The 11,083-nt window shown below is 68.2% G+C and carries 13 protein-coding genes and 1 tRNA gene; 6 read left to right on the forward strand and 8 right to left on the reverse strand.

Features of this window, described 5'->3' with window-relative positions:
- Positions 1-14: 14 nt before the first annotated feature.
- From ACK8OU_RS02985 to ACK8OU_RS03020, 8 genes are all read right to left on the reverse strand, one after another.
- Complete coding sequence (locus ACK8OU_RS02985; protein ID WP_410301869.1) at positions 15-1,094, reverse strand: 2'-deoxycytidine 5'-triphosphate deaminase; 1,080 nt, start codon at positions 1,092-1,094, stop codon at positions 15-17.
- A 57-nt stretch (positions 1,095-1,151) separates the two neighbouring features.
- Positions 1,152-1,229: transfer RNA gene (locus tag ACK8OU_RS02990), tRNA-Pro, on the reverse strand.
- 127 nt (positions 1,230-1,356) lie between these two features.
- On the reverse strand, positions 1,357-2,289 hold the full coding sequence (locus ACK8OU_RS02995; protein ID WP_410301870.1) for a MerR family transcriptional regulator: 933 nt from the start codon (positions 2,287-2,289) through the stop codon (positions 1,357-1,359).
- A gap of 39 nt (positions 2,290-2,328) precedes the next feature.
- The gene (ihfA, locus tag ACK8OU_RS03000) at positions 2,329-2,631 is read right to left on the reverse strand and encodes an integration host factor subunit alpha (protein WP_250044222.1); all 303 of its coding nucleotides are present in this window, start codon (positions 2,629-2,631) and stop codon (positions 2,329-2,331) included.
- Between the two features lie 110 nt (positions 2,632-2,741).
- Positions 2,742-3,716, reverse strand: coding sequence for a beta-ketoacyl-ACP synthase III (locus ACK8OU_RS03005; protein ID WP_410301871.1), 975 nt, complete (start codon positions 3,714-3,716; stop codon positions 2,742-2,744).
- Positions 3,713-4,771: a phosphate acyltransferase PlsX gene (gene plsX, locus ACK8OU_RS03010; RefSeq protein ID WP_410301873.1), complete on the reverse strand. Its 1,059-nt coding sequence runs from the start codon at positions 4,769-4,771 to the stop codon at positions 3,713-3,715. The genes ACK8OU_RS03005 and plsX overlap by 4 nt, the downstream gene beginning before the upstream one ends.
- Before the next feature lie 140 nt (positions 4,772-4,911).
- A complete protein-coding gene (gene rpmF, locus ACK8OU_RS03015) occupies positions 4,912-5,118 on the reverse strand; it encodes a 50S ribosomal protein L32 (RefSeq protein ID WP_121531426.1) in 207 nt (68 codons plus the stop codon).
- Positions 5,119-5,282: 164 nt separating this feature from the next.
- Positions 5,283-5,852 carry a YceD family protein gene (locus ACK8OU_RS03020; RefSeq protein WP_410301874.1) on the reverse strand — a complete coding sequence of 190 codons (570 nt, stop codon included), beginning with the start codon at positions 5,850-5,852 and terminating at the stop codon, positions 5,283-5,285.
- Between the two features lie 213 nt (positions 5,853-6,065).
- Between ACK8OU_RS03020 and ACK8OU_RS03025 the strand changes: the two genes are divergently transcribed.
- The 6 genes from ACK8OU_RS03025 (at position 6,066) to ACK8OU_RS03050 (ending at position 10,969) form a co-directional block, all read left to right on the forward strand.
- A complete protein-coding gene (locus tag ACK8OU_RS03025) occupies positions 6,066-6,494 on the forward strand; it encodes an outer membrane protein assembly factor BamE (RefSeq protein ID WP_410302008.1) in 429 nt (142 codons plus the stop codon).
- 43 nt (positions 6,495-6,537) lie between these two features.
- Positions 6,538-7,347 carry a GNAT family N-acetyltransferase gene (locus tag ACK8OU_RS03030; RefSeq protein ID WP_410301876.1) on the forward strand — a complete coding sequence of 270 codons (810 nt, stop codon included), beginning with the start codon at positions 6,538-6,540 and terminating at the stop codon, positions 7,345-7,347.
- 57 nt (positions 7,348-7,404) lie between these two features.
- The gene (locus ACK8OU_RS03035) at positions 7,405-9,231 is read left to right on the forward strand and encodes an ABC-F family ATP-binding cassette domain-containing protein (RefSeq protein WP_410301877.1); all 1,827 of its coding nucleotides are present in this window, start codon (positions 7,405-7,407) and stop codon (positions 9,229-9,231) included.
- A 296-nt stretch (positions 9,232-9,527) separates the two neighbouring features.
- On the forward strand, positions 9,528-9,977 hold the full coding sequence (gene rplU / locus ACK8OU_RS03040; protein ID WP_410301878.1) for a 50S ribosomal protein L21: 450 nt from the start codon (positions 9,528-9,530) through the stop codon (positions 9,975-9,977).
- A gap of 6 nt (positions 9,978-9,983) precedes the next feature.
- Positions 9,984-10,253, forward strand: a complete 270-nt coding sequence (rpmA, locus tag ACK8OU_RS03045; protein ID WP_410301879.1) for a 50S ribosomal protein L27 — start codon at positions 9,984-9,986, stop codon at positions 10,251-10,253.
- A gap of 176 nt (positions 10,254-10,429) precedes the next feature.
- Positions 10,430-10,969, forward strand: coding sequence for a GNAT family N-acetyltransferase (locus ACK8OU_RS03050; RefSeq protein ID WP_410301881.1), 540 nt, complete (start codon positions 10,430-10,432; stop codon positions 10,967-10,969).
- Positions 10,970-11,083 lie beyond the last annotated feature (114 nt).

Genomic DNA, 11,083 nt, shown 5'->3' on the forward strand with positions numbered 1-11,083 from the left:
AAAGACGAAGGAAATCAGCCGGCACGGAAATGTTTGGCCAGTTTCAATCCCTGGCCCTGATAGTTCGATGCGATGCCCGCGCCATAAAGCCGATCGGGCCGGGCGGCCATGCGTTCATAGACAAGCCGGCCCACGACCTGCCCGTGTTCCAGGACAAAAGGCGCCTCGTGGCAGCGCACCTCAAGCACGCCGCGCGATCCCGCACCCCCTGCCGCGCCATGGCCGAAGCCCGGATCGAAGAAGCCCGCGTAATGCACACGGAATTCGCCCACCATCGCCAGATAGGGCGCCATTTCGGCGGCATGATCGGGCGGGATCGTCACCGCCTCACGCGAGACGAGGATGTAGAAGGCGCCCGGGTCCAGGATGATGCGCCCGTCGCGGGTGCGGATTTCTTCCCAGAAATCCGAGGCGGGGTAATGCGCGATCCGGTCCAGATCGATCACGCCGGTATGCGGCTTGGCGCGATAGCCCACCAGATCGCCCGCTTCGGGGCGCAGATCGACGGAAAAGCCAAGGCCCCCGTCAATCACCGCCTCGCCGCTGACCAGCGGTTCTTCGGCATGCAGGCGGATCAGCTCGGCATCGGTCAGCGCGGCCTGACCCGCGCGGAAGCGGATCTGGTTCAGCCGCATCCCGGGCCGCACCAGCACCGAAAAGGACCGCGGGCAGATTTCGGCGTAAAGCGGACCGGCATAGCCTTCGGGGATGCGGTCGAATTCGGTGCCGCCATCGGTGATGACCCGGGTCAGCAGATCCAGCCGCCCGGTCGAGGATTTGGCATTGGCCACCGCCGTCACGCCCGCGGGCAGGGCAAGCCGTTCCATCAGCGGCACCAGGTAGACACAGCCCTTTTCCAGCACCGCGCCCTCGCGCAGGTCCATGCGGTGCATTTCAAATTCGTCCAGCCGGGCATCGACGCGGCGGGTCTTGCCGGCCAGGAATGACGCGCGGATGCGATAGGCGACATGGCCCAGCCGCAGGTCCAGGCTGGCGGGTTGGATCTGTTCGGGGATCACGGGGATGTCGGCGGCAATTTCGCCGCGGGCGATCATCGCCTTCAGATGGCTGTCCGGCAGCACGCCCGTGGTCATTTGGCTTCCCCCCGATAGGCGAACGCCCACCCCGGGACGGGATGGGCGTTTCGGTTTTGGTCGGGCCGGCGAGATTCGAACTCGCGACCTTCCGCCCCCCAGACGGACGCGCTAACCAGGCTGCGCCACGGCCCGACGAGGCGCATATAGAGCGATTGTTGCGCCGGGGGCAAGCGGCAAAACCAACTTTTTTCGCCTGCCTGCAAAACACATCAGACTTGCCCCCGGGCAGCGGGCCAGCGGCCTGACCCGGGGGCGTGATTCAGGGCCGGGCCGGGGGGGCGGCAAGCCGGTCGCGTAACGCCACCAGACGCCGGGCCGCGTCGCCAAGGGCTGCGCGCGCGCCCGGGGCCTGCAGGGCGGCCGCCGGGCCAAGCGCGCGCAGGCGCGCGGCCAGGGGGCGCCCCAAGGGCAGGGCAGGGGCTGGCAGGGGCTGCGATTCGGGGACCTCGGGGACCGGCTGTGGTTCGCCGGGGAAGGGCCGCACCACGGCGGGCGCGGGCGCATCCGGTGCGACATCCAGCGCGATCGGGGCCCCGGCATCAGGTTCGGAATCAGGTTCGGGTTCGGGTGATGGCGGCGGCGTCAGGCCTGCAAACAGCGTATCCTGCGGCCAGCCGTCCGGGGCCCGTCCGGGCGCGTGGTCTGCGGGCGCGTGGTCCGCGGGCGGTTGTGCCCAGGATGCCGGCAGCACGGGGTCATCGGGATCGGGCTGCAACATCGTGCCCGCCGCAGCCGGATCGGGGCTGTCACCGGGGACCCAAAGACCGGCGGCCCAAAGACCGGCGGCGCGGGGCGGTTCGGGCCGGTCCTGTTCGGCCGCAGCCGGATCAGGGCTGTCGGGCATGGCCGCTTCGGCCCCCATCGCCCGCTGCGGCGCCGTGGCCGGGCTTGTCCGCACCGGATCGGCGGGGGGGGCATCCTCATCCCAGCCAAGACCCGCGACATGGCGCACGCCCTGTTCCTTCAGGATTTTCTGCACCCCGCGGATCGTCATCCCCTCATCATGCAGCAGCCGCCGGATGCCGCCCAGCAGCGCCACATCTGCGGGGCGGTAATACCGCCGCCCGCCTGCGCGCTTGACCGGGCGCACCTGCGGAAAGCGGCTTTCCCAGAAGCGCAGCACATGCGCGGGCGTACCCAGAAGCTCGGCCACCTCGCTGATCGTGCGGAATGCCCCGGCTGACTTTTCCATAAGCCGCCTCCCCTGACAGTCTGATCGCGCGAACGCGTCTTAGCGGGCGTTGCCCTCGGCCACGCGATCCTTCATCAGATGCGAAGGCCGGAACGACAGCACCCGGCGGGGCGAGATCGGCACCTCTTCCCCGGTTTTCGGATTGCGCCCCATGCGCGAGGATTTGGCGCGCACCGAAAACGTCCCGAAGGACGAAATCTTTACCGTCTCACCGCGCACCAGCGCATCCGAGACATGTTGCAGAACGCTTTCCACCAGCTGCGCGGATTCGTTGCGCGACAGGCCCACCTCGCGGAATACCGCTTCGCTAAGGTCCATGCGCGTCAGGGTCTTTTCACTCATGCCATCCCCCGGATTGTTCGCCCCACGATGGGCGCATTGATTTCCCGAGTCAATATCAATGGCTTGGACCGTGGCCTTCAGACGCCCCGGCGCGCGGGCCGCAGGCCGGCTTACCAGCGCAGCACCACCGCGCCCCAGGCCAGACCGCCGCCGATCGCCTCGGTCACGATCAGGTCGCCCGGCTTGATCTGGCCGCGCGCCTTGCCCACCGACAGCGCCAGCGGGATCGAGGCGGCCGAGGTGTTGCCATGGTCCTGCACGGTCACGACAACGCGGTCCATCGGTACCTGCATCCGTTCGGCCGTGGCGGTGATGATGCGCAGATTGGCCTGATGCGGCACGATCCAGTCGACATCGCCGCCCGTCAGCCCCGCCTTGTCCAGCGCGGCATGGGCGGTATCGGCCAGTTTCTGCACCGCGTGGCGAAACACCTGATTGCCCTGCATCCGCAGATGGCCCGACTGCCCGTTCGAGGATACGCCGCCATCGACATAAAGCAGATCGCGGTGGCGGCCGTCGGAATGCAGGTCGGTGGACAGGATGCCGTGGTCGGCGGTGGTGCCGGTGCCGGGTGTGGCCTCAAGCACCAGGGCGCCCGCGCCATCGCCGAACAACACGCAGGTGCCGCGGTCCTTCCAGTCCATGATCCGGCTGAAGGTTTCCGCCCCGATCACCAGAACCCGTTCCGCCTGACCCGACAGGATCAGCGCATTGGCATTGGTCAGCGCATAGACAAAGCCCGCGCAGACCGCCTGCAGGTCATAGGCAAAGCCGCGCGTCGTGCCCAGGCCCGCCTGCACCATGGTGGCCACCGACGGGAAGGTCAGGTCGGGGGTCGAGGTCGCCACGATGATCGCATCGATCCGATCGGGGGCCATGCCCGCATCGTCCAGCGCGGCGCGCGCGGCGCGGATCGCCATCTGCGATGTGGTTTCGCCCTCGGCGGCGAAATGGCGCCGCTCGATCCCCGAACGGGTGCGGATCCATTCATCCGTCGTGTCGACGATCGCCTCGAATTCGGCGTTCTCGACCACGCGTTCGGGCAGGTAATGCCCGACGCCCCGAACCACGGCGCGGAGTGTCATCTGGAGGATCCGTTTCTTGTATCTTGCAGGGCATCCTGACCCGGAACCGCCGCAGAGGCAACCCGGGCCGCAAGCTTGGCGCCAAAGCCTGACTGGGCCAGCTGGACGGCCAGGCCGATGGCGGCGGCCACGCCGGTGGCATCGGCCGATCCGTGGGATTTGACGACCGTGCCGTTCAGCCCCAGGAAAACGCCGCCATTGACGCGCCGCGGGTCCAGCCGTGCCTGCAGCCGCCGCAGCGACCCCAGCGCCAGAAGCGCGCCCAGCCGCGACAACAGCGTGCCGCCCAGGGCTTCGCGCAGGAATTCGCTGGCCAGTTTCGCCGTGCCCTCGCCGGTTTTCAGCGCGACATTGCCGGTGAAGCCATCGGTGACGATCACATCGACCCGGGCCGAGGGCAGGTCGGTGCCTTCCACGAAGCCGACATAATCGAAGGCGCCCGCCTCTTGCGCGGCGCCGATCAGGTCATGGGCGGCCTTCAGCTCGGCCCGGCCCTTGTGTTCCTCGGTGCCGACATTCAGCAGGCCGACGCGCGGGCGGTCGATGCCCAGCCCGTTGCGGGCATAGGACGTGCCCATCAGCGCATAGGTCAGCAGATCGGGCGCCTCGGCCTTCACATCGGCGCCCACGTCCAGCATCACGTTGAAGCCCGACGGATTGCGCGATGGCCACAGGCAGGCGATGGCGGGGCGGGTCACGCCCGGCAGGCGGCGCAGGCGGATCATGGAAATCGCCATCAGCGCCCCGGTATTGCCACAGGATACGGCCACCGTGGCCTCGCCCGCGCGCACCGAATCGATCGCCGACCACATCGAGGTGTCCTGGCCGTTGCGCATCACCTGGGCGGGCTTGTCGTCCATCGTCACGACGCCGGTGGCATCGCGGATTTCACAGCGCGGGGCAATGCCCTGCGCCGCGATCAGGCGGGACAGTTCATCCTTGGGGCCATGCACCACAAAGCGCACCGCCGGATGGGCGCGGGCGGCCGCGGCAATGCCGCCGACCACGGCGGCGGGGCCGCGGTCGCCCCCCATCGCATCAATGGAAATGACCACGGGACCAGCGGCGGGGCCGGCAGCACCCGGCGAAATGACATCGGCGCCGGTCTGTGCCGGCGCCTGAGCCTGCAATGGGGTCTGTTGGTGCTCGTGGTCCTGCGAGGATCGCATGACGTTGGCGCCGGGATGCGACGGGCTTACGCCGCGTCGTCGTCCAGATCGACCTCGGCGGCCTGTGCCACCACTTCGCGATCGTCATAATGACCGCAGGCGCCGCAAACGTGGTGCGGGCGCTTCAGCTCGCCGCAGTTGGGGCATTCCGCCGGGTTCGCGGCGACAAGGGCGTCATGCGCACGGCGCATGTTGCGGCGGGAACGCGTGACTCGGTTCTGAGGGACAGCCATGTCTCAACCTCGGGTGTTCGGGGGCATTACAGCCCTGATTTTCCTGGAGTATCGTCACTGGCGCCAGCTGGCGGACCGGGTGCGAACCCAAACTTCGAATGAGGCCGGGAACATACTGTGTTTCTGCCCGGGCGCAAGTCCTTTCTTCGGGCTTGCGTCCGCGCTCAGTCTGCGCCGTCCTCGGGGGCCTTCTGGCCTGTTTTCAACAGATCCGCAAGCCCCGCGAAGGGGCGGGTGGATTCGGGCGTCAGCGGGGCCGCGCCGGGGGCGGTGGCGCTGATCTCGCCCAGTTCGGCGCCCGGCGCGCGCGGATAAAGCGGCAATGCCAGTTCCAGCGCCTCAAGCGCCACCGCGGCCAGGTCGATCACCGCGGGCAGGGTCTCGGCGGTGTCATCCTCGGGCATCTCGATCTCATCGCCGGCGGGTTCGGGCATGTCGGCCAGATAGCGGCGCAGGACAGAATCGTGCAGATCGGTGGTCACGGGGGCCAGCGTCACCACGCAGGGCTGCACGACGCGGGCGGTCATCTCGGCTTCAAGATCCCAGTCGGTGCGCCCGCGCGGCACCAGCTGCCCCTTGAATCGCAGCGTTTCAAGCGCGGTGATCCCGGCCCAGCCGGCAATCGCGGCGCGCGTGGCCGCATCGGGGGTCAGGTCAAAGCGGGTGGGCTTGCGGCCGGCCAGGTCGGCCACGCGGCGGGGCTGCGACCAGGGCAGGGCGGGGGTGTCGGTCATGGGGCGGTTCCTTCGGTCTGGCGCGGTGGTCAAGGGTCGTATGGCGGGCTGGCGCGGCGCCTGCGCCCGCCCGATGATCCGGGGCCGGCCATCAGGTTCCATCAGTTCCCTTGAGGGCCGGGCGTGAGTGTTGTAAGCGGGATAAAAGGCTGCGGTCGGCAAGGCAAGAGGGGGGTGCAGGTGAGGATCGGTTCCGTGACACGGCGCGGTGCGATGGCGATCGCGCTGGGGGCAGGTCTGATGGTGGCCGGCTGTTCGCCCGTCTTCCGCAATCACGGCTATATCCCGACCGATGAGGATCTGGCGCAGATACGGATCGGCGCCAGCACGCGCGACGATGTCGCCGCCAGCGTTGGCCGCCCGTCGTCGGCTGGGCTGCTGGAGGGGTCGGGCTGGTATTACGTCGGCAGCCGCTGGAAGCTGGCAGGCGCGCGCGAGCCGCAGGAAATCGACCGTCAGGTCGTCGCGGTCAGCTTTGATGCGGGTGGCCGCGTCGCCAATGTGGAACGCTTCGGGCTGGAACAGGGGCAGGTCGTGGCGCTGTCGCGGCGCGTGACGGAAAGCAACATTCGCGGCATCGGCATCGTGCGCCAGTTGCTGGGCAACCTGGGCCGGGTGTCCGCCGATCAGCTGGTGGATTGACGGGCGGGGGCGTGATGCGGGGCGCGACGATGCGGGGCAGGGGATGATGCCGCCGCCGGTCGCGGCGCCGGACACGCCGCAGGGCACACCGCAAGATGTGGCGCTGATCCGCGGGCGTTATCGCGCCCGTCTGGCGCAAGGTGACGCCGATGTTCAGGCCGCACAGGCGCTGCGCTGGCGCGCTTTCCGGGGCGGTGCGGCGGCAGGGGGCGCGGGCAGCGCGGGCCGCGATGCCGATGGATTTGACGCGCGCTGCCGCCATCTTCTGGTCGAGGATCTGGCCACCGGCGCGCTGGCGGGGTGCCTGCGGCTGATGATCCTGCCCGATGGCGGCGCGATCGGGCAAAGCTATTCCGCACAGTTCTATGATCTGTCCGCGCTGTCGGCGGGGCGCGCGCCGATGGTCGAGATCGGGCGATTCTGCATGCGTCCCGGGCTGCAGGATGCCGATGTGCTGCGCCTGGCGCTGGCGGCGGTGACGCGCGCGGTTGACGCCTGCGGCGCGGCGCTGCTGTTTGGCTGTTCATCCTTCCCCGGCACCGACTGGCAGGCCCATGCCGCGGCCTTTGCGCTGTTGCGTGCGCGCCATCTGGCCCGGCCCGAACGCGCCCCCCGCATCAAGGCGCCCGAGGTGATCCGGTTCGCCGACCATCCGCTGCCCGCCGAACCGCCGCGCGCCGCCCTGGCCGGGCTGCCACCGCTGTTGCGCAGCTATCTGGCGATGGGGGGCTGGGTGTCCGACCACGCGGTGATCGACCGCGACCTGAACACCCTGCATGTCTTTACCGGGGTTGATCTTGCCGCGATCCCGCCCGCGCGGGCCCGCCTGCTGCGCAGCATGGCCGCGGATTGAACGCGCACCGTTGCGCCACCCGTTGACCTTTCGTCCGCGCCCCGCTAGCCCCTGCGCATGGCACGCGCACCGCTTTTGCAACTTTCCGACATCTCGCTGACCTTCGGCGGCAATCCCGTTTTCGAGGGGCTGGATCTGGTGGTCCAGCCCGGCGACCGGGTGGCGCTGGTGGGGCGCAACGGGTCGGGCAAATCCACGCTGATGAAGGTCATGGCTGGTCTGGTCGAACCCGACCAGGGCGCGCGCATCGTGCCGCCGGGCGTGCGCGTGGGCTATATGGAACAGGAACCCGACCTGTCGGGCTTTGCCACGCTGGGCGATTTTGCCGCCTCGGCGCTGGACCCCGCCGAATCCTACCGCGTCGAAATGGTGGCCGAGGGGTTGAAGTTCCGCCCCGATACGCCGGTGGCCACCGCCTCGGGCGGGGAACGGCGGCGCGCGGCGCTGGCCAAGCTGCTGGCCGAGGCGCCGGAACTGATGTTGCTGGACGAACCCACCAACCATCTGGACATCGAGGCGATCGGCTGGCTTGAGGAACAGCTGCGCGACACCCGCGCGGCCTTTGTGCTGATCAGCCACGACCGCGCCTTTCTGCGCGCGCTGACGCGGGCCACGCTGTGGATCGACCGGGGCCAGGTCAAGCGCAACGAAAAGGGCTTTGAGGGCTTTGAGGACTGGCGCGAACAGGTCTGGACCGAAGAGGATGAGGCCCGCCACAAGCTGGACCGCAAGATCAGGGCCGAGGCGAAATGGGCGGTCGAGGGGATTTCCGCCCGGCGCAAGCGCAATCAGGGCCGGCTGCGCGCGCTGCAGGCGATGCGCGCCGAACGCGCGGCCCAGATCCGCCGGCAGGGCACCGCGGCGATGGAACTGGATGCGGGCCCGCAATCGGGCAAGCGCGTGATCGAGGCGCGGGGGCTGGCCAAGGCTTTCGACGGCAAGGCCATCGTGAAGAATTTCGATCTGCGCGTGCTGCGCGGTGACCGGGTGGCCTTTGTCGGCCCCAACGGCGTCGGCAAGACCACGCTTCTGAAGATGCTGACCGGCGAGATCGCGCCCGATGCGGGCACGGTCACGCCGGGCACCAATCTGGAGATGGCGGTTTTCGATCAGGCCCGCGCGACGCTGGATCCGTCGATGACGCTGTGGGACGGAATGGTGAACGACCCCGACATGCGCGTCTCGGGCCGGTCCGATCAGGTCATGGTGCGCGGCACGCCAAAGCATGTCGTGGCCTATCTGAAGGATTTCCTGTTTGACGAGGCGCAGGCGCGCGCGCCGATCGCGTCGCTGTCGGGGGGCGAACGGGCGCGGCTGTTGCTGGCGCGGATCATGGCCAGGCCCTCGAATCTGCTGGTGCTGGACGAACCCACCAACGATCTGGATGTGGAAACGCTGGATCTGTTGCAGGATATTCTGGGCGAATATGACGGCACGGTGCTGCTGGTCAGTCACGACCGCGACTTTATCGACCGGGTGGCCACTACCACCATCGCGATGGAAGGCGACGGGCGCGCCACGGTCTATGCCGGCGGCTGGTCGGATTATCGGGCGCAAAGGGCGCTGGGCACGGGTGCGGTGAAAGCGGGGGCCGTTCCCGCGAAAAAACCCGAGGCACCCAGGCCCGAGGCACCCAGGCCCGAGACGGCCCGAAAACCGGGGCTCAGCTTTACCGAACGCCACCGGCTTGACGCGCTGCCCGGCGTGATCGACCGACTTGAGGCCGAGATCGCCAAGCTGTCCGTACTGTTGTCGGACCCCGACCTTTTCGCGCGTGAGCCGGTGAAATTCCGCAAGGCCACCGAGGCGCTGGACGAACGCCAGACCGCCCTGGCCGCCGCCGAAGAGGAATGGCTGACGCTGGCCGGGAAGGCCGAAGGCTAGCGCGGATCTTGTGGCGGGCAGCCTTGTGGCAGGCGGCGGACCGGGGGTTTTCCACCCCCGGACCCCCGGAGGATATTTGCGCAAAGCCGAAGGGCGCGCGCCCTGGCCCGGGGTGCATATTGCGCTTGACATGGCCCCCCCGATCCCGGATACACCGCGAACCCCGGGGGGAAGTCTGTCTTTCCCCCGGGTCATCATTTGAAATCTCGTCCCGCAAGGGGCGCGCTGTCCGAGGCGGGGCAACCCCACGAAACCGCAAGGTGCCACAGGGCGCGGCCAACACGAAGGAAAGACCCATGTTCGCGGTCCTCAAGACGGGCGGCAAGCAATACAAGGTTCAGGCGGGCGATGTGCTGCGCGTGGAACTGCTTGCTGCCAATGCTGGCGACAAAGTCCAGTTCAACGAGATTCTGATGCTCGGCGGTGACACGCTGACCGTCGGCGCGCCCTTTGTGGCCGGTGCGGCGGTTCAGGCCGAAGTCATCGACACGATCAAGGCCGACAAGGTCATCACCTATCACAAGCGCCGCCGGAAGCATTCCTCGCAGCGTACCCGTGGCCATCGCCAGCAGCTGACCCTGCTGCGCGTGACCGAGGTTCTGGCCTCGGGCGCCGACGCATCGGGCGTGAAGGAAGCCATCGGCACCGCCTCGGCCCGCCGCAGCGCCCATGGCGCCGCCGCCCCCGCCGAAGCCCCCGCGAAACCGAAGCGCGCTTCGAAAAAAGCCGCTGAAGCTCAGGAGTAATCCCCCATGGCACACAAGAAAGCAGGCGGTTCGTCCCGCAACGGTCGCGACTCGGCCGGTCGTCGCCTTGGCGTGAAGCTCTTCGGTGGCCAGGCCGCCGTCGCGGGCAACATCATCGTGCGTCAGCGCGGCACCACCTGGTGGCCGGGCGAAGGTGTGATGATGGGCCGCGATCACACCATCTTCGCGGTGACCGAAGGCCGCGTTGCGTTCAGGAAGGGCCTCAAGGGGCGTACCTTCATTTCGGTCCTCCCGGTTGCGGAGGCGGCCGAGTAAGCCGAACCTGGACCCGGACGACATTGGGGGATCGGCTGAAAGGCCGGTCCCCCTTTCTTTTTGGGCCAACAGGCCACGATCTCGGAATTTTTTCCTGCGCAGGTGCAAACCGTCATCTGCGCGACCTATTATCAGAGCAAGCCCCAGTGGCTTTCATGCGTTCAAGGAGGGAAGGCATGTTCCAGGAACCGATCACCACGCAGCCCGTCATCGAGGCCGGGCGTTTCATCCTGCGTCCGCTGCGCAAATCCGACGCGGGCCTGATTGCGATGTATACCTCTGACAAGCGCGTGGCCGAAGGCACCCGGGCGATCCCGCATCCGCTGCCCCCCGGCGCGACAGAAGGCTATATCGCGCGCGCCATGTCCGACACCCGCAGCGAGGATGTCTGGGCGCTGGACGGCTCGTCCCAGGGTCTGGCCGAGGTTCTGGGGGTGGTGTCACTGACGCGGATCGAGGCCGATCAGTCCGAGGTCGGATTCTGGGTCGGCCCGGGTTTCTGGAGCACGGGTTTCGCCTCTGAGGCGGTGGCGGCGCTGGTGGCTGCCAATCCGCACCGCGCGCGCACGCTGTTTGCCGAGGTGTTCCAGGACAATCCCGGATCGGCGCGGGTGCTGACCAATTGCGGTTTTGAATATCTTGGCGATGCGGAAAGCTGGTCGGTGGCCCGCGGCGCCCGCGTCCCGACCTGGACTTATCTGCGCAAGATGGGCTGAGCATGCCGGGAGGGCGCTGCCCTCCCGGACCCACCCGAGGTATTTGTGGCAAGATGAAAGTTGCCTCTTCTTCTTGGTCAAAATACTCCGGGGGTGTGGGGGCGGCGCCCCCAC

This window comes from Pontitalea aquivivens, from assembly GCF_046507575.1.
In the GTDB taxonomy this organism is placed as follows: Bacteria; Pseudomonadota; Alphaproteobacteria; order Rhodobacterales; family Rhodobacteraceae; genus Pontitalea; species Pontitalea aquivivens.